The 26,404-nt window shown below is 60.5% G+C and carries 14 protein-coding genes and 5 tRNA genes; 12 read left to right on the top strand and 7 right to left on the bottom strand.

All coding sequences use genetic code 11. From position 1 onward, the window contains the following. Positions 1-190: 190 nt before the first annotated feature. A complete protein-coding gene (locus ACYCCG_RS22505; RefSeq protein ID WP_003247100.1) occupies positions 191-1,402 on the bottom strand; it encodes a pyridoxal phosphate-dependent aminotransferase in 1,212 nt (403 codons plus the stop codon). A gap of 167 nt (positions 1,403-1,569) precedes the next feature. Here ACYCCG_RS22505 and msrB point away from each other — a divergent pair, with 167 nt between their 5' ends. Further along, positions 1,570-1,965 carry a peptide-methionine (R)-S-oxide reductase MsrB gene (gene msrB, locus ACYCCG_RS22500; protein WP_176685760.1) on the top strand — a complete coding sequence of 132 codons (396 nt, stop codon included), beginning with the start codon at positions 1,570-1,572 and terminating at the stop codon, positions 1,963-1,965. A 13-nt stretch (positions 1,966-1,978) separates the two neighbouring features. Continuing rightward, the gene (locus tag ACYCCG_RS22495) at positions 1,979-2,467 is read left to right on the top strand and encodes a glutathione peroxidase (protein ID WP_176685761.1); all 489 of its coding nucleotides are present in this window, start codon (positions 1,979-1,981) and stop codon (positions 2,465-2,467) included. Here ACYCCG_RS22495 and ACYCCG_RS22490 read toward each other — a convergent pair. After that, positions 2,457-4,814, bottom strand: coding sequence for a hybrid sensor histidine kinase/response regulator (locus ACYCCG_RS22490; protein ID WP_209964345.1), 2,358 nt, complete (start codon positions 4,812-4,814; stop codon positions 2,457-2,459). The two genes, ACYCCG_RS22495 and ACYCCG_RS22490, sit on opposite strands and share 11 nt — an antisense overlap. 203 nt (positions 4,815-5,017) lie before the next feature. Here ACYCCG_RS22490 and ACYCCG_RS22485 point away from each other — a divergent pair, with 203 nt between their 5' ends. Further along, positions 5,018-5,905, top strand: a complete 888-nt coding sequence (locus tag ACYCCG_RS22485; protein WP_459671813.1) for an ATP-binding protein — start codon at positions 5,018-5,020, stop codon at positions 5,903-5,905. Further along, entirely contained in the window at positions 5,906-6,388 is a 483-nt protein-coding gene (locus ACYCCG_RS22480; RefSeq protein WP_176685764.1) for a GAF domain-containing protein, read from the top strand. It begins immediately after the preceding gene. Positions 6,389-6,768: 380 nt separating this feature from the next. On the opposite strand, the gene ACYCCG_RS22475 is transcribed toward ACYCCG_RS22480, so the two are convergent. Then, on the bottom strand, positions 6,769-7,536 hold the full coding sequence (locus tag ACYCCG_RS22475) for a hypothetical protein (RefSeq protein ID WP_209964349.1): 768 nt from the start codon (positions 7,534-7,536) through the stop codon (positions 6,769-6,771). Between the two features lie 333 nt (positions 7,537-7,869). Between ACYCCG_RS22475 and ACYCCG_RS22470 the strand changes: the two genes are divergently transcribed. The 5 genes from ACYCCG_RS22470 to ACYCCG_RS22450 all read left to right on the top strand — a co-directional run bounded on the left by ACYCCG_RS22470 (position 7,870) and on the right by ACYCCG_RS22450 (position 8,431). Continuing rightward, positions 7,870-7,945, top strand: a tRNA-Glu gene (locus tag ACYCCG_RS22470). Between the two features lie 2 nt (positions 7,946-7,947). Further along, positions 7,948-8,023, top strand: a tRNA-Gly gene (locus ACYCCG_RS22465). Positions 8,024-8,115: 92 nt separating this feature from the next. Next, positions 8,116-8,191: transfer RNA gene (locus tag ACYCCG_RS22460), tRNA-Glu, on the top strand. Positions 8,192-8,194: 3 nt separating this feature from the next. After that, positions 8,195-8,270: transfer RNA gene (locus ACYCCG_RS22455), tRNA-Gly, on the top strand. 85 nt (positions 8,271-8,355) lie between these two features. Next, positions 8,356-8,431, top strand: a tRNA-Gly gene (locus ACYCCG_RS22450). 164 nt (positions 8,432-8,595) lie between these two features. Here ACYCCG_RS22450 and ACYCCG_RS22445 read toward each other — a convergent pair. The 4 genes from ACYCCG_RS22445 to ACYCCG_RS22430 all read right to left on the bottom strand — a co-directional run bounded on the left by ACYCCG_RS22445 (position 8,596) and on the right by ACYCCG_RS22430 (position 19,489). Then, on the bottom strand, positions 8,596-10,086 hold the full coding sequence (locus ACYCCG_RS22445; protein WP_459671811.1) for a hypothetical protein: 1,491 nt from the start codon (positions 10,084-10,086) through the stop codon (positions 8,596-8,598). A gap of 64 nt (positions 10,087-10,150) precedes the next feature. Further along, positions 10,151-12,343, bottom strand: coding sequence for an autotransporter outer membrane beta-barrel domain-containing protein (locus tag ACYCCG_RS22440; RefSeq protein WP_339444331.1), 2,193 nt, complete (start codon positions 12,341-12,343; stop codon positions 10,151-10,153). A 188-nt stretch (positions 12,344-12,531) separates the two neighbouring features. Beyond that, positions 12,532-14,541, bottom strand: a complete 2,010-nt coding sequence (locus ACYCCG_RS22435; protein ID WP_459671810.1) for a hypothetical protein — start codon at positions 14,539-14,541, stop codon at positions 12,532-12,534. Between the two features lie 76 nt (positions 14,542-14,617). Beyond that, a complete protein-coding gene (locus tag ACYCCG_RS22430; RefSeq protein WP_459671808.1) occupies positions 14,618-19,489 on the bottom strand; it encodes an RHS repeat-associated core domain-containing protein in 4,872 nt (1,623 codons plus the stop codon). Between the two features lie 195 nt (positions 19,490-19,684). Between ACYCCG_RS22430 and ACYCCG_RS22425 the strand changes: the two genes are divergently transcribed. The 3 genes from ACYCCG_RS22425 to ACYCCG_RS22415 are packed head-to-tail and all read left to right on the top strand — an operon-like array spanning position 19,685 to position 26,402. Then, positions 19,685-21,490, top strand: coding sequence for a hypothetical protein (locus ACYCCG_RS22425; RefSeq protein ID WP_209964363.1), 1,806 nt, complete (start codon positions 19,685-19,687; stop codon positions 21,488-21,490). Between the two features lie 38 nt (positions 21,491-21,528). After that, entirely contained in the window at positions 21,529-23,994 is a 2,466-nt protein-coding gene (locus ACYCCG_RS22420) for a hypothetical protein (RefSeq protein ID WP_459671806.1), read from the top strand. A gap of 59 nt (positions 23,995-24,053) precedes the next feature. After that, positions 24,054-26,402, top strand: coding sequence for a hypothetical protein (locus ACYCCG_RS22415; RefSeq protein WP_459671804.1), 2,349 nt, complete (start codon positions 24,054-24,056; stop codon positions 26,400-26,402). The last annotated feature ends 2 nt before the right edge of the window (positions 26,403-26,404 follow it).

The raw sequence follows: 26,404 nt of genomic DNA, 5'->3' as shown, positions 1-26,404 counted from the left end.
GGCGCATGGCTCGATATCGCGTCGTACAAACAAGGCGATCGCGCGCGCCTGGCACAGGATGGACTGGCCCGAAACAAACGTAGGAGCGGGTTTACCCGCGAAGCGCCGCGCGGGCGGCGCTCGATCTACGCCCCACCATCAACCTTTCGTCGAACCCCTCGTCGAAACTCTCGTCGCCCCCCGTCGAACCCTACTGCGAATAACCCTTAAGGAAATTGCCGATCCGGCCAATTGCCGCTTCCAGGTCATCCACCCGTGGCAAGGTCACCACGCGGAAGTGGTCCGGCCACGGCCAGTTGAACGCCGTCCCTTGTACGATCAGCAGCTTCTCCGACAGCAGGAGGTCAAGGGCGAACTTCTCGTCGTTGAGGATCGGGCAAACCTTCGGGTCGATCCGCGGGAACGCATACAGCGCCCCCATCGGCTTCACGCAGCTGACACCGGGGATATCGTTGAGCAGTTCGTAGGTGCGGTTGCGCTGCTCCAGCAGGCGGCCCGGCGGTAGCACCAGGTCGTTGATGCTCTGGTAGCCGCCCAGCGCGGTCTGGATGGCGTGCTGGGCCGGCACGTTGGCGCACAGGCGCATGTTGGCCAGCATGTCGATGCCTTCGATGTAGCTGTGTGCGTGGTGCTTGGGCCCGGAGATGATCAGCCAGCCGGAACGGAAACCCGCCACCCGGTACGACTTGGACAAGCCGTTGAAGGTCAGGCACAGCAGGTCCGGGGCCAGCGAGGCGGTGCTGATGTGCACGGCTTCGTCGTACAGGATCTTGTCGTAGATCTCGTCGGAGAACACCACCAGGTTGTGTTGGCGGGCGAGTTCCAGCATGCCCAGCAGCAGTTCTTTGGAGTAGACGGCGCCGGTCGGGTTGTTCGGGTTGATGATCACCAGCGCCTTGGTGTTCGGGGTGATCTTGGCCTTGATGTCCTCGAGGTCAGGGAACCAGTCGGCCTGCTCGTCGCACAGGTAGTGCACCGGCTTGCCGCCGGCCAGGCTCACGGCGGCTGTCCACAGCGGGTAGTCGGGGGCCGGGATCAGCACTTCGTCGCCGTTGTTGAGCAGCGCCTGCATCGACATGACGATCAGCTCGGACACACCATTACCCAGGTAGATGTCCTCGATGGTGACGCCTTCGATTTCCTTCTGCTGGCAGTACTGCATTACCGCCTTGCGGGCGCTGAACAGGCCTTTGGAGTCGCTGTAGCCCTGGGCGGTAGGCAGGTTGCGGATCACATCCTGCAGGATTTCATCAGGCGCCTCGAAGCCAAACGGCGCCGGGTTGCCGATGTTCAGCTTGAGGATGCGGTGGCCTTCCTCCTCCAGGCGTTTGGCGTGCTTGAGCACTGGGCCGCGAATGTCGTAGCAGACATTGGCGAGCTTGTTCGATTTGCTGAACTGCATGATGGGATCCCGATTGAGAAAACGCGCTACGCCCCGCCGAAAGGTTTGAAAGGGCAGGAAGCGGGTGCCAGACTGAACGCCTGGCACACGAAGCCGACTAATATACGTGCCACCCGCGCCCCGGAAAAGACGGTGTGGGGTGAAATTCAGCCTGCCGAGGTCCCTACATGAAAAAGATCGAAAGAACCCTGGACGAATGGCGGTCGATGCTCGACCCCGAGCAGTACCAGGTATGCCGCCTCAAGGGCACCGAGCGGCCATTCAGCGGCAAGTACAACAGCGAGCGCCGCGATGGCATCTACCATTGCATCTGCTGCGGCCTGGCGCTGTTCGATGCGCAGACCAAGTTCGACGCCGGCTGCGGCTGGCCGAGCTTCTACGCGCCGATCGAGGACAGTGCGATGATCGAGATCCGCGACACATCCCACGGCATGATTCGCACCGAAGTCACCTGCGCCCGTTGCGATGCGCACCTGGGGCATGTGTTCCCTGACGGCCCACCACCGACCGGTCTGCGCTACTGCATCAACTCGGTGTGCATCGACCTTCGTCCGCGCGACTGACCGGAGCCCGATCATGGCTGCAACGATGCTGAACATACCCTGCGTGACCCTTGGCGGCGAGCACAAGACGCTCGGCGACTTCCCGGGCAAGGTGCTGTTGGTGGTCAATACTGCCAGCCAGTGCGGTTTTACCCCACAGTACAAGGGCCTGGAGCAACTGTGGCAGGCCTACCGCGACCGTGGCCTGGTGGTACTGGGCTTTCCGTGCAACCAGTTCGGCAAGCAGGAACCTGGCGATGCGCGGGAAATTGCGCAGTTCTGCGAGCGTAATTTCGGCGTGACTTTCCCGCTGTTTCGCAAGGTCGAGGTCAACGGCCCGGGCGCTCACCCTCTGTTCGTCGAACTCAAGCGGCGCGGCCCGGGCATTCTGGGTAGCCAGAAGATCAAATGGAACTTCACCAAGTTTCTGGTCGACCCGGCCAGTGGCCAGGTCAAGCGCTATGCCCCCACCACCAAGCCACAGGCCCTGGAGGCGGACATCGAGCGTTTGCTCAGCCGCTGAAGGGTACCCAGTGGTCGACCAGGGCCAGTAGCTCTTCGCGGCGGAATGGCTTGGCCAGGTAGTCGTTCATGCCCGCCGCCCGGCAGCGTTCGCGCTCTTCGGGCATCGCGTTGGCAGTGAGGGCGACGATTGGCAACGCGGGCCAGCGGCCGCTTTGGCGGATACGCCGGCTGGCCTCGTAGCCGTCCATCACCGGCATGTTGCAGTCCATCAGCACCAGGTCGAATTCCTCGCGCTCCAGCAGCTCAAGGGCCTCCGCGCCCTGGGTGGCCAGTTGCACCTGGCAGCCGAGCTTGGCCAGCATGCCCTTGGCCACCAGCTGGTTCACCGGGTTGTCCTCTACCAGCAGAATCCTCGCACGGCCTTGCTCCTGGGGAATGGACGGGATGGCCAGCGGGTGTTCGGGCTCATGGCCTCGCAAGGTGCGGCGCAGGGTCTGGTACAGGGCGTTGCGTGCCAATGGCCGGGCCAACTGGTGCAGCGGGGCCAAGGTCAAGGACTGCTCGTTGGGCAGGAAGTTGCCGTAGGCAGTCACCAGCAGAATCGGGGTATTCAATGCCGGGCGCAGCTCGAACAGGTGCTCGACGTCGTCGGTGATCAACAGGTCGATCGCTCCGGCATCCAGCGTGGCGCAACTGTCATGGCGCTGGTAGGTCAGGCCCCAGGCGGGCAGCAAGTGCTGCAACAGTTCACTGAGCCCGCTGCCGGCTGCGCTCAGTGCTGCCACGCGGCCATGCAAGGGCGCCGGCGGGATGGCTTCGGTGTGCACGGTCAACGGCAACTCGGCGGTAAAACAGCTGCCAAAGCCTGGCTCGGAGCGAATGTGCAGGTGGCCCTGCATGGCCTTGCACAGGTTGCGCGTCAGCGCCAGGCCCAGGCCGGTACCACCGTACTGGCGGGTGATGCCGGCACCGGCCTGGGTGAAGGGCTGGAAGATGCGCGCCTGGGCGTCTTCGGGGATGCCGATGCCGGTATCCCGTACCTCCAGACGCACACCGCCGACAATGGCCACCAAGCGCACATCGACGCGGCCAAAGCGGGTGAACTTCAGCGCGTTGGACAGCAGGTTGCTGACGATCTGCCGCACACGCGTGGGGTCGCCGAGCACGCTGCTGGGGAAGTCGCTGGCGATCAGGCAGGTCAGCTCCACGCTTTGCGCGGTGTTCTGCGACAGCAGGTTGGCGGTGTCTTCCACCATCGAGCCCATGTCGAACGCAATGCGTTCCAGTTCCAGTTGGCCGGCATCGAACTTGGACAAATCGAGAATATCGTTCAGCAGCTCTACCAGCACCTTGCCCGAGTCATGGGCGATCGCCAGTTGCTGGCGTTGCTCGCTGGGCAGCGGGTTGTCCAGTGCCAGGGCGATCATGCCGAGCATGCCGTTGAGCGGGGTGCGGATTTCGTGGCTCATGTTGGCCAGGAAGGCGGCGCGTGCCTGGGCCATGTCCAGCGCTCGGCTACGGGCTTGTTCCAGCTCCTGATTGGACAGGCTCAGGCTGCTGTTGCTGGCCTTGAGCTCGTTGGTGCGCGCCGACACGATGTCTTCCAGCTCGTTCAGATACTGGGTCAGACGGTTTTCCGCGGTGCGACGCTGTTCGATCTCGGTGGCCATGCTGACGAACTGCTGGTTGGCGACCTTCACCAGCACGCCGATTTCGTCATGCTCGTGTCCGTGTGGGCATTCCAGGCGAGTTTGCCGGGGTTTGCGCGGGTCGCTGCCGCTGAGTGCGCCGATCACCGTCACCAGCGGCTTGGTCAGCATCATGTAGAACAGCGCCAGCAGGATGCCGGTCAGCACCAGGCTGCGGGCAAAACCATTGAGCAGGGTGATGCCGGCACGGTCGAGAAAGCGGCTGCCGAAGGCGAAGGTGTCGATGTCCAGGTACAGGGTGCCCAGGTACTCCTCTGGCATGTGGGTCAGGTACAGGCGTTCCTTGAACTGGCGCTGCTCGCCGAACAGGAAGTCGCTGAGTGGCCGGTAGCGGTCCTGAAGCTTTGGCCGCTCGACATCGGCCAGTACCGTTTCGTTATTGTCGATCAGCCGTGCGCGGATGACGGCCGGCGACTGCAGCAGGCCGCGGGTCAGCTCCAGCGCCAGCTCCGAGTCGATGTTGTAGGCGATGCGTGAGGCCGGGTTTTGGCTGATTTGCAGCAACGCGCTCACTTCACGGTTGATGGACGCGTCTTCGCTGGCATAATCGATGCCGATCTGGATGAGACTGAGCAATGTTCCCAGGATGAAGCCGACCAGGACTGTCAACCGGGCTTGCTTGTATGACAGGCGATTGGTGAACTTGATATCCATGAGTCCCGAGCCGGTTTCCCGTTCCTTGCGCTGCGCAAGCATAGCCGAATAGCCCCGGCTGCTGGTGGGTCTGTCTGTTCATTTCAGTTGATCGCCAAGCGGGGGCCGCTTTGCGCCCCTTCGCGGGCTTGCCCGCTCCCACAGGTACAGCTTAGCCCCAGGCTGAACGCAGCCCTGTGGGAGCGGGCAAGCCCGCGAAGGGGCGCGCAGCGGCCCCCAAAAAACTGAAATTGTTAGGAGTCGTCATGGACGCTCGCTTGATCGCTTTTCTGGACCGCGCCGAATCGGTACTGGCGCGTCTTGAACCCCTGTTGCCGGCACAGCGCCCGCACATCGACTGGACCACCACACTGGCCGCGCGCTGGCAGCGTGATGGCCGCAGCGGCTACCTGCTGCCACTGGAGGTCAGCCTGGACATCCGTCTGACCGATCTGATCGGCGTCGACAAACAGCGCGACCAACTGGGCCGCAACACCCACCAGTTCATCAACGGCCTGCCAGCCAACCACGCGTTGCTGTGGGGCTCGCGCGGTACCGGCAAGTCGTCGCTGGTGCGTGCTTTGCTGGCTGAGCACGCCAGCGCCGGCCTGCGCCTGATCGAAATCGAACGTGACCACCTGGCCGACCTGCCGCGGGTGGTCGAGCAGCTGCAGAAGCTGCCGCAACGTTTCATCCTGTTCTGCGACGACCTGTCGTTCGAAGCCGGGGAGGGCGATTACCGGGTGCTCAAGAGCGTGCTCGACGGCTCGCTGGAGCAGGCCCCGGACAACGTGCTGCTGTACGCCACCTCCAACCGCCGCCATCTGGTGCCCGAGAAGGAAAGCGACAACGAGAACTGGAAGCGTGTGGACGGCGAGCTGCACCCCAGCGAAGCGGTGGAGGACAAGATTGCCCTGTCTGACCGTTTTGGCCTGTGGCTGTCGTTCTATCCGTTCACTCAGGACCACTTCCTGAATGTTGTGGAGCACTGGATTGACCAGTTGGCACAACCCGCGGGCCTTGTGTGGCAACGCACCGAAGAACTCGACATCCTCGCCGTGCGCTGGGCCACCGGCCGCGGTAACCGTAATGGCCGTTGTGCCTATCAGTTCGCCCGCTATTGGGTCGGGCTGCAATTGCTGGAGCAAAAGTAAATGATCGACCTCAATGCCAGTGGCGCCGGCCTCGACGGCTACAATCTGCTGGCGGCGCAAGTGCAGGCGCTGTTCGCCGACGAGCGTGACTTCATCGCCAACGCCGCGCAGTTTTCGGCGTTTCTGTATAACCAGGTGGACGACCTGAATTGGGCAGGGTTCTACCTCAATCGCAACGAAGAGCTGGTGCTGGGCCCGTTCCAGGGGCAGGTGGCGTGTGTGCGTATTCCGTTCAGTAAAGGTGTGTGCGGGGCCGCGGCGGCAACGCGACAGACCCAGCGGGTCGAGGATGTACATGCATTCCCGGGCCACATTGCCTGTGACAGCGCCTCCAACAGCGAGCTGGTGATCCCGTTGGTGAAAGACGACAGGTTGATTGGCGTGCTGGATCTGGACAGCCCGACGGTGGGGCGGTTCAGCGAAGCGGACCAGGTGGGGCTGGAGCGGTTGGCGGCGATCTTTCTGGCGTTGACTGACTGCTGATCGATGTTGCCTGTGCCGACCTCTTCGCGGGTGAACCCGCTCCTACGACGGCCTGTGTCCAACCAGGGATGTGTGTCCTCCCCGGTGTAGGAGCGGGTTTACCCGCGAATACGGTGGTGGCTGCAACGATGAATGCCCAGAAATATTGGCCAGCAGGCCCGGCCTCTTCGCGGGTGAACCCGCTCCTACGACGGCCTGTGTCCAACCAGGGATGTGTGTCCACCCCGGTGTAGGAGCGGGTTTACCCGCGAATACGGTGGTGGCTGCAACGATGAATGCCCAGGAATATTGGCCAGCAGGCCCGGCCTCTTCGCGGGTGAACCCGCTCCTACGACGGCATTGATACGCCAGTAGCGAAGAGGCCGGTACAGGTTAACCAATCAGTCGTAGATCACCTTCTTCTTCCAGGTCTCTTCCTCATCGGTCTTGAGCCCATCGGTCAATTCGTTGTGCTCGCCTTCCGCCGGGGCCATGCGGTCCATCACCTGGGCATTGGCCCGGGCCAACAGTTTCTCAAGATACGTCAGTTGCTCTTCATACACCTTCGGCTCGGGCTGCTTGCGCAGATATTGCACGCCGCGCTCGAAGGCCAGGCGCGCCTGGCCAGGCTGGCCTTTCTGCAGGGCCTGCTGGCCCAGGTTGTTGAAGAACTCGATATGCAACAACACCAGGATATGGCGGATCTCCTTGACCCAGTGTTTGGCCTCGGTCGTTGGCAAGAAGCCTTCCTGTGCAGCGCGGGTCACCTGATTGTGCAGCGCCTCCAGCAGGAAGCGTACGTCCTTGGCCTTGATCTCGGTGTGGATCGGGTTAGGGGGGTTGTTGACCGGGATCTTGTCGCCCAGGGCTATCAGCCCTTCCAGTTCGGCGATGCGCGCCTTGAATTCGGCATTGTGCTTGTCCACCGCCAGTAGGCGCTGGTTGAGGTTCAGCTCCAGGCGGGTCAGCAGCAATTTGAGGGCCGGGGTCATGAACTGGCCAGGGAACGTCTCGGTGATTTCGCCACAGCGACGCAGGCGGTCGGCGAACTCGATCTTCGTCCGGGCGCGCTCAAGCTTGCCATTTTCGACCACATTGTTGAGGTAGCCGATCACGATCAGCAACGCGATGCCCGCCACGATGAGCAGGGTGATCAGAAGTGGTGTCACCGTTAATGCCTCATGAATAGGTTTGCATGATTGAGTGTAGGAGCGAGCGTGCTCGCGAGAGGCCCTGACAGCCATTCTCTTTTTCTATCGGCAAACTGTGCCATGACTGGATGCTGGCACATTAATGCTGACTTGACGCCAGAAAATCAACGGCAAACCCCGGCAGGCGCACCAAAACAGCGCTGGGTGTACCCGGAAGTCATTGATTTAAATAAATTTCTACAAAGGGGTTGACGCCTTCCCGAACCATCCATAGAATGCGCGCCACTTGCAGCGTAAAGCACACAGCGAAACGCAGCAGGGAGTGAAAGCAGGCAGTAATGCCAGCAGCGTGTCCCCTTCGTCTAGTGGCCTAGGACACCGCCCTTTCACGGCGGTAACAGGGGTTCGAGTCCCCTAGGGGACGCCAATGCGGGAATAGCTCAGTTGGTAGAGCACGACCTTGCCAAGGTCGGGGTCGCGAGTTCGAGTCTCGTTTCCCGCTCCAGTTTCTCCGGCACTGCTTAGCGGCGGGGCAGGAAAAGAAAATCCAGGCTGAATCGTGAGGTTCATGTTCTGGTGCACTGAAAAGTGTTGTGTGTCCCCTTCGTCTAGTGGCCTAGGACACCGCCCTTTCACGGCGGTAACAGGGGTTCGAGTCCCCTAGGGGACGCCAAATGCGGGAATAGCTCAGTTGGTAGAGCACGACCTTGCCAAGGTCGGGGTCGCGAGTTCGAGTCTCGTTTCCCGCTCCAGTTTAAATACTGTGGCGTCTATGCGGTGCAGTGGTGGTGAAGGTCGTCAAGGCGCTTCACGCCGAAAGCGGTAAAGTTTCACAATGCGGGAATAGCTCAGTTGGTAGAGCACGACCTTGCCAAGGTCGGGGTCGCGAGTTCGAGTCTCGTTTCCCGCTCCAAATCAAGATTTACAACCTTCCACGGAAGTCTGTAGGTCCTCGAAAATAGACGCTTCGGCGTCTTTTTTCGTTTCAGTCAAAGCCATCGGGATGCATGGTCATCCCGACATTTGGCTTCAACTGCAAAAAACGCCACTCTTTCGGGTGGCTTTTTTTGCATTGGGCTAAGGCTTGTCTTCCAGATGGGCTGCCGCATCGGGAAATTTCAACCAGCTCAGCTTATCGTCGAACGACACTTCAACCGACACCCGGAACTGATAGTTGATTGCCAGCCTCAACAGCTCGGTTTTCGTGACGGTACCCAGCACCATTACCCCCGTTTCGCTGGATACAGGCAGCGCGGTGGCAATCGGCAGCCTGATTTCCCGAGTGACGTTGCCGCTCTCCACTCCGTCGATCCAGGCGTTGACGAATTGCGACGTATGCCGGAACGGCCAGCTTTCCAGGGTAAAGGTGGTGCTTTCGCCCAGTGTGCGCAGGTTCAGTGCGCGGTTGTGGATATCGCTGCACTGTACGATTGGCAGTCCTTCAATTTTCCGCACCGTGACATGGTGCGAAGGCGAGGGCGGCACGTCAGGGTTGTCGATTTGGTAATACAGTTCCACCCGGCCGTTCATGTGCGGCGGCACATATAGGCTGGGGATCAGGTATTCAAGTGCGCCTGGCGATATGGGCGTGTTGGTGGAGTAGCTGCCGAGCGTCCCGGGTTGGCCCCAGAATACGGTGACAGTTTCATTCGGCCTGATGTCGGCATTGTCGGGTATGACGAATGTGATGCCGTCGAATGCGTTGCCAGGTTCCAGCGTGCTGAAGTAATCGCTGCCCGTCGCCTCCTTGATGCGGGGCGGTGGCAATTCGCGTGGTGCCAGGGAAAGGTCGGACTCCAACGCGACCGCTAGCGCACGCTGGGGCTGTGTGCCAGCGCGGTCCTGCACTTCATAACGCACGTAACGCATGCCGTTGCCGGACTGGCGAATGAAAGCGCCCGGGAAGGTCAGCTCGAGCGGTTTGCTGGTGCCTCGCGGGCCCAGTGTTTCGATGTGCTCCTGGGTCAATGTCATCATGTCGACCATTTCCTGCCCGGCACCGTTTTCGCTGTAAAACCACTTCACGACATCGCCTGGCTCCGCACCAATGTACGAGGGGACTGTGCAGGCGAGCTTGTCGCCGTTGGCCGCGAGGTACTCCTCGGTGACACCTTCGCGAATAACGTAGTCGGGAAGCATCAATCGATCATCTGTGGGGAGCAGCGGCGGGGTCTTGTCGATGTAGATATCCAGTGGCCGTGAAGACACATGGGTATCGTTGTACAGCGTGACTGCGTAGTGCAGGCGGTGCGTGCCTTCAATAAGCTTGTCGACCGGTACCAATATGAACAGCTCTTCAGGTTCGATTGGCTTGCTGAAGGTCTTCTTGTCGACCAGTACGTCATTCCAGTAGAGAAAAAGGTATTCCTCATCTATTTCCGGGTGCGAATTTGCCCAAGGGTGGAACTCTACCCGCAGGGGGGAATAGGTTGCCCGGAACTCGACCGTGTTGGGTCTCCCCCCTTCAACATCGGGCACCACGCTTGGTACGGTTGGATGGACAAGAGGGGCCGAGTCCAGTTCAGGGGTTGGAGTTCTGCGGTTACCGGAGCGCTTGTTCTGTGTCATCGTCCTTCTCCATGTGTCACGCATGAATGCAAAAGGGAAGGCGCATTGGCCTTCCCTCGTTTTTTCACCAGTTGTAACGGACGCCGACGCTCACGCCCCATGGCTGTTCAAGCTTGCTGCCATGGCTATAGTCGAAGTCGGCGTGGGCCTGCCATTTTTCGCCCCAGGCGACCGCCACCCCTGCACCGAGTTCACCACGCGAACCGGCCAGGTTGTTGCCGAAGCGGTTGTCGTTGACCTTCACCTGGTTGTCGTTGACGAACTCATGAACTGCCGCCACCCGCAGGTAGGGTTGCACGCTACGGCCTGTGCCCGCGCTGAAGGTGCGCCCGACCGAGGTACCCACTTTGCCCAGCAGCGAGTGGGTACTGTTGCTGTTGGCGCGCATGCCGTTGTCCAGGCTGTAGTCCTTGCCCTGGACCACGAGCCCGGACAGTTGAGCGAACGGTTCGAGGAACCAGTCGTCGGCCAGGTTCAGATGACGCCCCACCTCCAGCGAAACGCCAGCACCCAGGTTGCTGTAGTCACCCTTGGTCTTGCTGCCGTCACTCAGGCGCACGTCGGCCTGGTTGCGGAAACGGTTGATGCGCGCCACGGTGTCGATGTAATAGCCGCTTTCGGGATCGAGCCAGGTGGCGTAGGCACCGGCGTGGTAGCTGTCGACGCTGGCCGACGAGCCGCGAGCGAGATTCAGGTCGGAATTGCTGTAGCCGGCCGTGATCCCCACCAGCCAGTTGCCGTCACCAGCTGCCAGGGGCGTATCTGCGCCGATCGACAGGCCTTGTTGCTGTTGCTGGTACGCCGCGCCAGACGTCGCCGAGACATTGAACCGGTTACCGTAGCTGCGTACCCAGCCACCGGCCTTGCCAGGGTTGCGGCGCACGTCGCCCATGCGGCTACGCAGCACGCCGAGCTCGCCGTACCAGATGGTCGGCACGACGTTGGCCAATGCCATCACCGTTTGTGTTCCGGGGCTGACCGTACGGGTGGTCGCGTCCAGGTACCAGTCGTTGTCGCCGCGTTGCACCAGGTCGTAGGAATAGGCTCCCAGGTCCACGGAGCCACCCAGCAGCGAGAATTGTGAATCGCCAGCAGCGGCATGTACTACATGCAGGCTGTTGTCTGTCAGCGGATCGTTGCCGCTGGCGCTGATCAGCAACTGGTGGTTGCCGCTGGCGGTGCCCGTCACGTCGAGAAAGTCCGACTGCGAGGTGCTGAAATCGGCCTCCATGATGAAGGTGCCGTTGCCGGTGAGGTTTTCTACGGAAAGGGTAAAGAATTCTCCTGGCCCGCCGAAGCGCACGGCACCGTCATCCAGAGACAGGTCGGTCACCTGGCTGTTGTCGACCAGGGTCCATTCGCCGCCGCTGTTGATTCCCAGGCTTGCAACGTTATCCAGCCGGCCTTTGAGGGTGGCGAAGTTTTCCAGCAGCACGTTGGCGGTGCCGCCGTTGGCGGCGACGATATCGCCCACCAGGTGGCTGTTGTTGACACGCAGGTTGGCGGCAGCATCCTCCGCCACCTGCAGCAGCACGCCGTTACCGCCATTGAGGCTGGCACCGTTGATGACGTCGATCTGCGCCGATGCTGCAAAGCCGGCCCCTCGGCCGACGGCGATCGCTGGCCCGTTGCGTCCCTCGATCAGGCTGTTGTCGACCACCAGCGTAGAGCCGCGGCCGTCGTCCTCAAGAATGCGCGCGCCATAATTGCCGCCGCTGATGGTGCTGCCGTCCCTGGCAATCAGGGTGCCGGCAACCAGTCGTGCGCCCTCGCTGCTGGCGCCCGTGCCGCGTAGTTCGCTGCGCTGCAGTTCGGCAGAACTGGCATTGATGGTCGCGCCTTGTACGCCGCCTTCGATCATGCTGTCGTTGATCAAGGCGCGCGAGCCGTTACCCGCCCCTGCAGCACTCAGCGCCAGGCCACGGGCGTCACTGCGGATGGTCGAGCGGTGTACGGTGGCACTGGCACCATTGAGCGCCAGGCCATTGCCATTCGATTCAGCGGTGACCTGGCTATCCGACAGGTTCACGGTGGCGCCCGCCTGGGCGGCGATCTGTAACGTCGTCGCCCCGGTGGCTGTCAGAACGGCTGGGCCGATCACCCGGTAGCTGTCGAGTGTGCTGCCGGCATCCAGCTGAGTATCGGCATCTATGAGGGTTTCTGCCCAGCAGGCACTGGCGAAAAACAGCGGGCCTGCCAGCACGAGATGGGCGGGTGGTGAACAGTGGCGAAGGGTGTGAAAAAGGCGGCTCGGCATTCAGGGAAAACCTCGAAGTGAACAAATTTTTGTAAGACCGTTCTGCTTTTCGTTGGAGAACAATCCGCATACCGCGAGGCTAAGCGCGTTAAGTCGCAAAAAATGTAAGGAAATTCCTACTCTTAAATGGAAAATTCCTGCAAGTGGATCGGCAGCGGACGATTGCCAACGCCGCTGCCGAGGCTTGCTCAAGGTTGGCTCAGGTCACACGAGCCCCCCGTACCCTGATCGGCGACGCTGATCTTGTTGGCCGTGGTATTGGAGGTAATGGGTGGCTGCGTGTTGATGACGTAGCTCACCTCGGCCCGCCCGCCCGACGGCGCGGCGTCATAGATGGGCTTGATGTGCTGATCGTACGGCTCGACTCGCGTGACGAAACCGTTCGCGATCTGCTCGGCGTTCAAGGTCACAGTCCAGGTTTTCTCTACGCCATCGATCAGGTTGCCATCCACAATTTGGTCATACACCACCCACTTCAGTGTCATGGTGGTGTTTGGCGGCACGTTGAAGCGGCTGCAGGGCGGTACCTGCACCCTGATCGCCGGGGCGGCGGAGGGGTCATCAGGGTCCCAGAGAGATTGGCAACTCAGCCAGAGCCGGTCCGTTAAACCCAGGAACTCGAGATCGTCGGGCGTCATGTCGATGGCCGATACCTCTACGAACTGTGGAAGCGACTCCTGTTCATTGAGCGCGTTTTCGTCGCCCCTCACGGTGTAATGCACAGGCAGCCCCAACTTGTTACCTGCAGCCTCGATATAACTCCACGGAATCGTGACGGACTTGTCGGCACCGGGTGCCTCATCGACAACCCAGCGTGCCGGGGTCACCTGCGTGCCGTCCCAGTAGAAGTCCACTACCTGGGGGGCAGCGGCGCCCTCGAATACCGTGAAGGTCAGCGTGGCGTCTTTGCCACGGTCGGCCGGGGGAATGAGGTTCGTATCGCCGCTGAAACTGGTGATTGTGGGGGCGAGCATCTTGTCGTTGACCGGGTCCGGCCAGTCGGGGTCGGGATCAGGGCGTTCCGGGCCAGCAACGGAAAAGTCGACAGCGAAGTCATCGGCCGCCGGTCCGTAGGCGGCGTGGCCACGTAGCACCTGATAGCTGACAGGTGTCGCTACCTCCCCGGGAGCCTTGCCGTATTCGTTTCGCAAGATATCGCTGGGAACGGATATCGATATAGGGAATGGGCGTGAGCCTACCTGTTCAGCGATCAGGGGCGTCGTGCCCCACTTGATCGCGATCTTGTCCTCTTTGCGGTAATTGGTGTAGGCCGGGATTTCCGCCTGCACACCCGCCTGTGCATCTTTCAGGCTCAGTACGCCGTCATCTGCCGCTAGCGGCACCTCTGGCGGCAGCAGGTCCTTGGGCTCTGGTGTGAGCACCACATCGACCGTCGCCGGTAACCGGATGCGACTGCGGTTCTGGGCTTTGTCGAACAGGTAGTAGACGATGTAGAACCTGCCATCACCCAGGCTGCGTACCACATCTGCCGGAATGGTTATCTTGCGGTCGTCTGTGACGGTGCCATCGACGACAGGGTTATCGTAGTCCGCATTTTCTTCAGGCCATTCCTTCAGATAGAACGCCTGGTAGGTATCTTTGGATGTACGGTCCGGGTACTCAGGTATACCCAGTTCAATCCCGGCCTGGTGGTTGGTCAGGTAGGCTTCGTTGATGATGTCCGTAGGCGCGGTCAGCGGGGGGGCGGGCTCATCCCCCCAGGGCGGAACACTGTCGCAGATCAGCTCGATGGGGTGTGAAACATATTGGTCGCCCTTGTGGTCGACCAGTTCGTAGCGAATCCACAGTTTGCCATTGCGTGGAATGGACGCCTGGGGAAAAGCCAGTGCTAACGGAAAGTCTCCTGGCACGAGGGGCGGGAGGAACTTTTCGACAGGGCCAATGGCCCTGAAGGTGTTTTCGGCGCCAGTCAAGGTGAACTGCAGTTGTAACGTCGAGTAGTCATTTGGATCATTGCCCGGTGGCAGGTCAGACCATGCGGGGATCTCGACGGTCAGGTCAGTTTTCAAGCGGTCTTTGTGCAGCGTGCCATCGTCACTGTCGATGATGCCTTGGACATTGGGGGCGGTCACCGGTAACGGCGCTGTCTTGACAGGGGCATCTTGCAACTTCAGATACTTGCGCCGGGCTTTGGTGGCACGGTCAGTTTGCTGCGTGCTGAACGTTAGTGGTTTCATTGTTGTCTCCAACAAATATGACTACATGAGGTGTTGAACTGCAGTGACGTGTTTCGTGTTAGTTGCTTCGGGTTATTTAGTGTCTGATTTCTGTATACGGTAAATATATTTTACGGCCGACTGGTATATCCTCGGCTGTGGGGAAGAAATGCTTGGTTTTTGAGACTGGGACGGGGCTTCTTGGGTGGATGATTTGCCTTGCCATTTTTATTTCGGATAGGGTTTTCCCGCTGTTTATTAGAGGGTCGTCGGTGATCGTTGTGACTGTATAACTGCCAGCGCGCCATGCAATATTTGGTATTTTTGCAACCAACTGCATCGCGCCCACCGCAAGCCCTAAGATAGCTGCCGAGTAATTCAGGATTGTCCCAATATTGTTCCGCGTTTCATGCCCCGAAAGTATCCCTTCCGTTTGTAGCGTCGTACCGGCGACTGACAACGTGGCTGCTGTCACCGTGGCCGCCAACTTGATGCCGGTGGCGAGCGATACGCTGGCAATCGCCCCGACGCCTGCCGAAAGTGCCGCACCCGTGCCACTGATGCCGCCACCTGCCGGCGCAGCTACGCCCCCCGTCACCACGACGGCCGCCACCGTGGCGATGGCGGCGAAGAGCATGCCCAGGCCCATGCCGATCCAGCCGATCGCCCCCAAGACCACGCGCGGCGAGATTCTGTGCCTCTGCAGATCTTCCAGCGATCGGCTCTGCCCGCTATAGCCGATGCTGTAATGCCCGGTCGGGTCGCGGAAGGTTATCGGGTTGCCTTGGCAATAGCCGTAGTAGTTCAGCCCCCCCGCGCCGAAGGGGCTGAGTGCGTCAGGGCTGTGAAAGCGCATCAGCACCGGGTTGTAGGCGCGGTAGCCGCTACCGAGCAGGTACCAGCCGCTGTCGGGATCGAGCGCTTCGCCGTTGTAGCCCAGGGTGCCGAGCAGTGGATCGTCGGCGTGCTGCTCGCCATAGGCGGTATAACGGACGGCGCGCGTGCTGCCGGCCTGGCTCTCGGCGATCACGCTGTGGCTGGCACTGGTGTGCAGCAGCAGAGGCGATTGCGCACCACTGCCTTTCTGCTGCTGGCCCAGCGCTTGTTCGTCATGATGCAGGTACAGGGTTTGCAGGCTGTCACGCACGGCCATGCGCAAACGCTGGCCGTCATGCAGCAGCAGCGTGCGCTCGCCGGCCTCGGGCCTGCTGACCAGCAAGCCGCCTGCGTCGTAGCCATAGGTGTCCGGGGCGCCGCTGTCGTTAAGGCCCAGCAACCGGTTCTGGCTGTCGTAGCGAATCGGCCGGGCTTGCTCGTCTCGGGTCAGGTTGCCATTGGCATCATAGCTGAACTCAGGATCGGGCTCGGTGCGCGGCGGTGTGTACTCGATACGCTGCAGCTGGCAGGGGTCGCGTTCGGCATGAATGAAAGTGGCGCGTTCAGCGGCCGGCCCACCTGTGAAGGAAGTGACGGTCAACTCGATGTTGTTGTAGGCATCGAAGTTGAACACCTGCATGGCGATGCTGCGGCCCAGCGCATCGCGAGGTTGGTCCGGCCCTGTGCAGTTGTACATGTTCAGGCGTGCATGGCTGTCGTAACCGAACTTTTCGACCAGTCGCGATACTCCGCCGACCTGCAGGGTGCGGCTGAGCAGGAGGTCATCCTTGTCCCAGACGGTTTCCTGCGTGCGTTCTGGCTGTCCGGGCTGACGCCAGGTGCGTTTGACTTCACGGTCCTGGTCGTCGTACTCGATCTCGGTTTCCAGGGCCTGTGCGCTGGCTCGGTCATGGCTTGTGATGAGTTCTATGCGGCCCAGATCATCGTATTTGAACTCGGCCTGCAGCTGCCCCTGAAGTGTTGAGACCAGGCGGCCCTGGGCGTCGTATTCATGGGTGGTGTCTTCACCATAGGGTTCGTGGGTGTTCTTCAGACGATCCTGCAAGGTGCTGCTATGAATACGGCTCCAGGTCTTGCCGTCGCGCTTGTTCTCCCAATGTTCGGCGGTCAGCTGGTTGGCTTTGTTGTATTCGAAGCGCCGCGCGCATTGCCGGTTGTCGTCGCTCAGCAATCGGGCGCTGACAGGGTCGTAGGCGAAGCTGGCGTGGTCCTCGGGTGCGGTGTTGCTGATCGGCTCATTGGTCAGCTGCAGGTTGTAGTCCAGCTCGATGGTCTCGCCAGCGGGGTTGATGCGTTGGCGCGGTATCGATTCACCGTCGCGGAACAGGAAGTACTCCGTCCGGTCACCAGTGGTGGTACCTATCAGGCGGTCCAGGCCGTCGAAGTACTGCGCACCGATCTGGCGGGCGGGCAACTGCACATTCGCCGGGGTCACCACCAGGCGGGTCGGCAGGTCTTCGGCAGAGTGTTCGGCGTAGGTGCGGGTGAGCAGGGTTTTATTCGGTTGCTCGGTCGTGAGCATCCGGCCCCAGGCGTCGTAGCTGAATGCAGTGGTGTGGTTGCGCTCATCCGTTTCGGTGAGCGTGCGTCCGAGGCCGTCATAGCTGTAGCGGCGTTCGCCAATCAGCTCCCCCAGCGCATCCAGGCGCTTGCGCAGTACCGGCTTGTTGAACAGGTTGAGCCAGGTCTCGGTCTTGCCACTGATGGCCCGTGCCTGGCGGGTGGATCGGACGTTCCTGCCGTTGCGGTTCTGCACCTGGGTTCGGGATTCCAGTCTCCCGCCTTCGCGCCAGCTGTAGCGAATGGCGCCCTGGTGATTGGCGTTGCCGATCGGGTCCAGTACGTTGTGCTGCTCCACGTCATCCGGGCCGATGGTGCAGCATTGCTCGCCCCAGTCGTCGTACCGCGTTTTTGTTACCAGGTGCAGGTACTGCTGGGCTTGCAGCCAGTCGGTAACGCTCTCCTGTACCCGGTTGCCGTAGGCATCGTACTGGATGGCCAGGATTTCGTAGAAAGCGCCCGGCCTCGCCTCGAGCACGTTGTCACGGCTCTCACGTGTCGGCCGTCCGAGGCCGTCCAGCTCGGTTTCGGTGGTGATGCCGCGAGCGTTGGTGACTCGGGCGCGGGCAATGTCGGCATCGCTGGCACAGAGTTCGTAGTCGTAGCGTTTTTTGGCCTCGAACGGTGTCTCTGGCGAAACCCTTTCCTCGGTGACTCGGCGCAGGGCGTCGTACGCCCATTGTGTGTGAACCCCGTTCTCGTTGAGTTCGTAGAGCTTCTCGCCATGCAGCAGCGAGCGCCGTTGAACGGTGGACCGTTGTGCGCCGTCGTAACCAAAGAGGGTCTTGCGGGTCTCCAGTACCTGATGGCCGGCCAGAGGGTCTAGCAGTGAATTGAACTGGTACTGGGTGGTGGTTTCCAGCTTGTTGCGCTTGACCACCTCCTGATAGCGGCGGCCATGCCGCAGGCTGGACTTGGGGGCGTCGAGGTAATAGTAAGTTTTCTCTTCCAGGGGGTGCGCCGGATCGTGCGCATGCGTCAGTGTTTCACTGTGCTCGACAATCATGGGGTTGAGGGTGATGGCGTTGCCTGCCAGTGGCGCCAGCGCCTTGTAGCGGTAGTGCTGAGTGAGAACAGGGGCTTGCCCCCGGCCGCTGCTCGCCGGGGTGGTGGTTTTGCTCTTCAGGTGACGAACGAAACCATTGGCATCACCGGGGTAGCCATCTTCCGCTTGCGTGCCATACCACTCTTGGGTCTCGGTCACGCCGTTGGCGAGTTTGCGCCAGATGATGTTGCCCGATGTATCGTAGGTGGTTTCGACGGTTTCAAGGCGGCTGCGCGTGATGTTGTCCGCCAGCGACCAGCGTGTCTGTTCCCTGATCGGCATTTGCAGGGTCGACACCTGTTGATCGAAGGGGGCGTCCTTGATGTTGTACTGCTTGGTGACTTCATGTACGCAGTTGTTCTGCACGGTTCTGGTCGAGGTCAGCAGATGGAAGCGGTTGAAGGTGCGGGTGATGTCGCGCAGTGCCGTTCCGTCCTCGTCGCGCAAGGTTTCGACCGTTTGATACTCAAAGTCGTACCGTTTCGACTCGTACAGGTTGTCCAGCCCATTGTCAGACCAACCGATCCCGGCGCCGTAACCCAGAAAGTTGTTCGAGCCCGGGTAGGTATAGGTTCGCTGGAACGCAGGTTGGCCACCGCGCGGTTCGATGACGTGCCGGGTCACGCGCGGCAGGGCTGGCCGGGCGTCACCGGGGAACAGATGGCCACGGTCCTGGTAATAGAGATATTCACGGGCACCGGTAGGTGGCTCGACCTTGCTCACGCACAACAGCCCGTTCACCAGGCGGTACTCCAGGCGCCAACTGGCCAGCTCACGGGTTGGCAGAACAATCGATGTGACCCAGTCCGTGTTGATCAGGTTCATCGCATAAAGGGCAACGGGCTGGCCGTTGTCACCCTGATAAGGCCGCTCGCGCAATTCGATACGGCCATCGTTGCGTTCGATTTCCAACAGGATCTCACGCTCGTCGCTGATCGAGCTGAGCATCATGTAAGACGAGTTGAACGGTTGGTACTGGAGGTCGATCCTGTGCCCCGTGGCCGAGTAGATCTCCACGGGCAGGGCGATACGCCCGATCGCGCTACCCATTTCTTCGAGGATTTCCACCAGGCCTGAACGGTGCACCACGCGATAGCGCGCGTTGCCGCCTGGCCCGGCAGGTTCGCGGTAGAAGTGAAAGTGCGCCAGCCGTTGCTCCTGCATTTGCAAGCGTGAACCCGAACTACCGGTCACTTTGAATGATTCACCGCTGTACGTGGTGATGACCTGTGTATGCGGTGCGAACTGCGTCAGTGACAGATTCCATCCCCGCCCCCAACCCGAATCAATCGTATTGAGCGGGTTGAAGTTTAGGCTGAGTTCAAGCTCGGGGCCGGAGAAGTAATTGGCGCCCAACTCGGGAAGTTTGATGGACAGTGTGTATTGTCCGGTGCGGCTGTCGACACCGCTTTCCATGAAACTCATGAAGTTAAGGGCGTTGGAATGCAGTGAAGATTCCGTACTCATAATGAACGTTCTCACTCTGCTTGTCAGGGGGCGGGCGCTGTAAGTCAGGGGCTGCGCGTGCCGAATACGTGTCGACAGTAGTGGAAGTTTCGTGTGTTGACACCTGTCAGTTTTGCTAGGTGTTCAGGTTCCGGGGCGGTGTTATATCTATGCCAACTCTCGAATCGGACATGTGCAAGGCGGAGATATTCATACATGGACATGCCAGATGTTTCACACCTTAATGAACGTATGAACTCTGTCGACCTGGACGCGCTTGGCAGTGCCGATCTGATGACTTGGATTAGCTATCCCGGCATTGCCGAGCACGACCTGGTATATATCAACTGGCGGGGGTGCAAGGCCGACAACAGTGCCGAGGACCTCTTTGGCGAACGCGAAGTATTGAGCCTGGATGCCGGCCGCGGGGAGATCCTGATCGATAACGCACTCGTCACCGCCTTGCGCGGTGGCCAGGTGTTCTATTCGTTCACGCGTCTGGACAACGCCGGCAATCCTGTGGGGCCTGAGTCCAAGCGTCGTTTCTTCTTCGTTGACCGGCCCGCTGAAGGCATATGGGCTTTGCCGGTCGCCCACTTGCAAGATGCTCATGAGGGGGTGATCGACGTCAACCTGCTCAAACCTGAAGGCATATTGCTGGCAACAGCGCCCTATGCCGCCATGGCCAAGGGTGACAAGGTTTTCCTGAGTTGGGAGCCCTGGTTCACCGAGTCCTTGCCAGGTGAGCCGTTCGAGCAAGTACTGGAAGTGCAGGAGTCTGATCCTGGCCGACCACTGCTGTGGCACCTGGATATCGGCGTGGTCTTCATGTATATCGGCGGGTTCGCCTTTTTGCACTATCGCATCGAATTCGCCGATGGCACCAGCAGCCGGTCGCCAGTGCAGCGCTTCGACATCGTTTCGCCCGCCGCCGGCGACCCACCGCCGGCACCTTTGCTGGCGGCGCCACGTATCCCCGGGGCGACGGATGGCGCGCTGGATCCTGATGACGAAACTTATCGCGCCGGCCTTCTGGTGGAGGTGGACCCCTATCCGGAGCTGGAATTGGGCGATTCGCTGGTGCTCTATGCCGTAGGGCCGGAGGTGACGCTGCGCAGCCTGCGTGTGGATGCGAGTTCGGTGGACAGCAAACGCTTGACCTTCCACCTGGAGCGGGAGTGGCTGCAGAGCGAGGTCAACCGCGGCAAGCGGTTCGCGTTCAGCTATGAGTTTTCGCGTCAGGGCGTGCAGATGCGCTCCCAAGTGCTGGATCTGGTCTTGCAGCGCAAGCTTTACCTGCCTTTACCGATAATCCCGGACGCCACGCAGGAAGACGGTGACGCGTCGTACCAGGGCGTGGTCCATCCGAGCAAGTTGGAGTCTGGCGCCGAAGTGCGAATCCCGGCTGAGGCCGAGCTGGGTGATGGCGAGGAGCCGGCGCTGACCGTCAACCTACATTGGGAAGGGCACGGCAGCACGGGGGCGGCCATCATTCCCCGGCCGTCCACTGGTGACACACGCCTGTTCACGGTGCCGCGGTCGGCCATGGCCGCCAATCTGGGTAGACGTCTGTGGGTGTACTACACCGTCACCCGCGCCGGTGAACCGCCACGCACATCAGAAAAGTTCGAGCTGCGGGTAAGCGATTTCGATCAGCGCAGCTACCCGATACTTCAGGTCAAAGGTGCCGAGAACCGGGAATTGAAACTGCACGAAGTTCCAGTGGATGGCGCTTTGTGCACGCTGACTTTTTGGACGTTCATGGCAGAAGGGCAATTGCTGGGTATCGAGGCGCTAGGCCGTTCGAAATCTGGCCAGGATGTCACGCATATTCTGCGTCCCCCCACCGAGGCGGTGACATACGACGAATATTCTGATGGCGTTATTGAAGCCTATCTGCCCAAACAGTTTCTCGGAAACCTGGAATTGGGCAGAGATTTCAGGTTGAGCGTATCTGCAAGTTTTGATGACGGCGAAACCTGGCGGGCATTTCCAATCGTTGATCTTAAGCTGGTTTCTTAAACAGACGCGCCTGCGTGTATGTAAATGTGAGGTGATTTATGTCGAGCAATTCGAAACAGGATTTGCTGGAGTGGTTGCAGTCTGACTACCGGATGTTGGGGTGGAATACGATTTTCGCTATCCAGAAGGACAAGGCGGACACTTTGTTGACCCAGGAATATATACGGCGCTTCAAGACCAGCTCTTACCTTGACCCTATCAACGGTGAGACGGCGCCGGACAATGGTTACAAGGTTTATATGCAGAACTTTGTTCTGGATCACCCGCGGTTGTCATTCGATAATGCCGATATCACCGGTTCGCGTGCCAGCCTGCGTATGAAAATACTCGGCGGCAACCAGGTAGGGTTGAAGCAGGTAGGGGACCATTGGTACCCACAGCGGATCGATCGGATAGAGCCACTGGTCGGGCCAGAGCTGCGTCTGCGGCTGGAACTGTCCGACGTGCCTGGCTATGTCGCCGACAATGGCGCGTTGACGCTGGACTTGCACAACAGTGATGACTTTGTGGTGACCTTCTCGGATTCCAGGCGCGTTCGCGAGCTGGGGGGGGACTTCTTCAAGGAGCTGTTCCGCGGGTTGCCGGACCATCAACGCGTCTGGTCATTCGGCAGCATCGAACATGGCGAAAATGACCTGATGCGGCCCGAGTCGTTCATCCTGCGTACCCAGCGTAACCCCTCGGTCGCCCTGGCCCCGATGGAGAGCGATGATGCCGATGACGTGGACGGTGCGCTCGTGGGGCTGGTCGCCATGGGGCCCAGTAACGGGCCGCAGAATATGCCTGGCCCGGAATACCGTTACTTGATTCCCGATGACAACGGTGATTACTCGGCGACGGTACTGCTTGATAAGGCCTGGGTGGCGTTGGCTACCGTGTTAAGCAAACTGCCATTGGAGTTTTTCACGAATGTTGAATTTAAATTTGAACGTGCAGAAAACGGTGATCTGACAGCGACTGCCATTGCAGGTGTAATACCCTCAGAGACAGCAAGTCATGTTGAGCCTTACCATGAGGCATACTGGCGCGGTAGTGTTGATTGCCGGGCGTATATCGATTTAATTACCGATGAGCTGCCGCTCAAGGATGTGCTGAAGTTTCGTGTGTCAGGGGACCGTGTGTCCATGGAACTGGTCACCGTTCATACAGCCACTGCGGATTTTACCCGATATGAAGAAATCGTCGCCACGCCGCATTCCTGGACGTGGGGGCACGCGTGCGTGGGGCTCTGGCATGCTGAAATCGATGTGAAAATAACGGCTAGCTGGCAGATACAAGACCTGCAAGGCGCTACGTTGAAACTTGAAGACTATAAGCACAAAATATACCCCAAAGAGGACGGTTCGTTTAAATTTGAAGGTGATCCCTACGAGGGCCAGATCAGCGCGCTGAGCTTCTTCCATGTACTGTGGGGAGTTGCAGCGCCGAATGTTTCATTTGTCTCGCTGAGCACCGATCGCGGCCCCCTTGCCGCAGCAAGAGCCGCACTCGCCAAGGACCTTCGTTCAGACCTGTACATGGAGGAATTGATCGATAAGACCATCAAGCTGAACTTTGGTGGCGCGATACTCGCAGGTGAGCGGCACATGCCCCGCGACATTGCCTGTTTTGGCATCGTCGCTCCACAGCTGACCACCTTCGCCGTCACCCCTCTGGAAAAAGTCTTGACCCACGGCAGCACGTTGCAGCTTGCCACCGTCCCGGCGCAAGCCAACGTAACCTGGTCGGCCGAGTCGGTAGAGGGCTCCACGGATGACCCGGGCCATTTCGACCAGCACACCCATGGCCTGTATCTGGCGCCCGGGGCCGCGGGCATCGAAGGTGAATTTACCCGGGTGCGTGTCACTGCCACTGATCCAGGCTCAGGCTTTGCCAGCTCGGCCCTGCTCACCGTGGTCAAGAACGCGCTGCAGGTCAGCCCATTGCTGTCGGTCTGCCAGGTGGGCGATGAGGGTGTCAGCCTCAAGGCGGACAGTGTTGTTGAAGGACCGCTGCAATGGCGCATCCTCGGCGCTTCCCCCCATGGCAGGCTGGCGCAGGAATCGGGCACGGCCAATCGCTATGTCCCCGGCGAGAACCTGCCCGACAAGTCATTCATCGTCGAAGAAGTCGAGGTCCGTAACAACTTGACCGATGAGCACCGGACGCTGTGCATCGTTACCCAGATGACCCTGAAACGTCCCTCTGATGTGGTGGTGGACAAGCGCGATGAACAACACGCCAGGGTCTGGCTGTCGATCCATTTCAGCGGGGTGTCAGGTGTCGACCAGTTGACGGTGGTGCATGGCCCGGGGCAGATCGATATCGATGAAGACGGCAAGCCTTACTACCAGGCCGACGCCGCAAGCCCCGCACATTTCTGCGTGGTTAGCGCCGTCTGGAGGCTTTCCCCCGACTTACCCATCACGCTCGAGGGCTTCATCGTGCTGCCGCTGCCGCTGGGGCAGCACAGTCAAGCCTATCAGGCCCTTGAGCAGGCAGCGCAACGGGCAACGCGCAGGTAGTCAACCGGCGTTCACCTAAACCCATACCTTTCAGCACTCCAGTTGAGCGGGGCCACATCATGCCTACCAATTACCTCTCGGTCATCACGGCCTGGATGAAGCATAACCACAAGCACCTGAACTGGGACCTGACGTTCGCCACGCGTCCCGAGGCCATCAACGACCTGCTCACGTTGGCACATTGCAGCCAACCAGACAGTGCCCTGGGCGATATCGAAGGTGAGATCGCCATGCCAAATTCCGATGTCACCCACATCCTGACGGGCTACCGCATGGGGCCGCCCGCACTGGTGGATATGCAAGCGAACTACGCGTCACCCAAGGTCCGGCAAAGCCTGGCCTTGGAAGGCGGGAGCCATCTGGTCATGGACAAGACCGAGGGGCTGCTGAGCCTGTCGGTTCATGACCTGCTCGACCCGTTGCCGGTCACTCAGACACTGCTGCTGAGCACCGATGCCCAGGGTGTAAGCGCCGACCTGCGTGAAGGCACGGATACCGAGCTGGACCTGGGCGGTGGTTCGCCACTGACCGCCGGGCGATTCTTCAAGGAAGTGCTCAGCGGGTTGGGCAGCGCCCGGCAGGTCTATCCCTTGGTGGACTTCAAGGCGCTGTCTGGCAACCCCTACCTGGCGGTTCGGCACAGTGAAGTACGCACCCACGTCAGCAAAGCCGACGGCAAGTCCGCACTGGTGATATTCGCGGGTATCAACAATGGCTCTGTGGGCAACCTGCCCAGTGAGCAGTCCGATTACCCGTTCCTGCTCCCCGATGATCTTGCGCAACCGGTCGACAGCGCACTGTTGCTGACATCGCGCTTCCTGCACCGTGCAGCTTACGCCACGGGCCTGGCGCAGATGCTCGAGGGTGGCGCGTTCGATGCCCGGTTCGATGAAGACAATAACTTGCAGCGGCTGGATGCCACGGCCGGGCTGTTGGAGGTGTACCCCAGCACTTACGAGAGCGACAAGTATCAGTTTGCCTGCGAGGGTTTCAAAATTGCCGTGGACGCAGGGGCGCCGGCCGGCGATCAGGGGCGGGCTGCCCTGGCGGATTTCCAGCCCCTTCTGAGTGTCACCTTTGAACACGATGAGGTCCGCCAGCACTGGAAGTCCTATTGCACGCTGACGTTCACCTACAAGCCCAAGCCAACAGGTCCCCTTTACAGTCGAACGGCAACGTTCCAGTTCGACCTGCAAACCGTGTTCACCCTGAATGCGCCTGCATCACCTGAGGAAAGCGCTGGCTGTATGTTGCTAGGGCAGGTTTTGTGGCCGTGGCAGGCGGCCGAAGTGATGGAGGTCAGTGGCCTGCCCAGCGACACGCCACCGGCACTGCGAGAGGAGATTTATGCGTTTGTCGCCTTCCTGATCAAGCAGGCGGTACTTGAAGGGCTGGCCAGGGAGTTGACCGCCATGATCCCGGAACAGGTGATGGGCGGTCTGTCGTTGGTAGACGGCAAGCGCCTTGTACCGTTCGACTTCCAGTTACCCGATGGAATGGCTGTGTTCGCCAGCGGCTATGGCACGGCCGGCATGCGCATCGTCGATCGCCCCGTGACGCTGGCACCCGGGCAGCGGCATACGTTCAGCGTTGAACCGCCGCGTGAAGGGCTGACATGGTCCCTGGAGGCTTTGCCAGGCACTGTCGGTGATCTGGGGCGCATCGACCCCGCCAGCGGTGAATACCGGGCACCGCCTGCGCACGCCATGGCGGGGGAACCCGTACGGGTCCGGATCATCGCCACCGACCCGGGTACCAACAAGCAGGCCAGCAGCATGGCCTCTGTGGCGCCCGCGACATTGACGGTCAATCCACTGATCCGGGTCTGCTACTTCGACGACACACTGACCCTCACGGCGGGTGCGCTGACCGGAGACCTTGACTGGTCTGTGGTCGACGAGGGCGAAGAAGGACGGGGCTCGGTCGTCGCGCAGGGCGATGGCCGGCGTTGTACCTATACCGCAGGCAGCAAGGTGGATGCCAACGTGGCCTACGTGCTCGATCAGGTCAGGGTACAGAACCGGGAGACCAGCGAGTCGCGTTCAATCTATGTGCTGGTACGCCAGCGGCGGCCTGAACTGGTGATCGACGTCGAGCAGTTGCCCGATGGCGACCTGCAGTTGACGGGTATTTTCGAGGGTGTAGGCCAGCCAGACACCCAGTGGGCATTGCCTATTGCAGGGACTGGCGAGATCGATGAGGCCACTGGCCGCTATTCCCCTGCAGCTGCCGACGCCGATGCCCGTTTCGCGCTGATTACCGCCAAATGGGCGATTCCAGGTTCTGTCTTCATCCTCGAAGGCCACCTCATTCTGCCGCTGCCCCTTTCCTTGCACTTCGACGCCGCACGGCGCGCTGCCAGCCCGACAGGCCTGCGTGTGGCCACATCACCATCCATTGGAGGCTGAGA

The sequence above is a fragment of the Pseudomonas sp. VEM90 genome (assembly GCF_054611535.1).
Note: the sequence above shows the minus strand (reverse complement) of the source record. Positions and strands in the feature narration are given on the sequence as shown.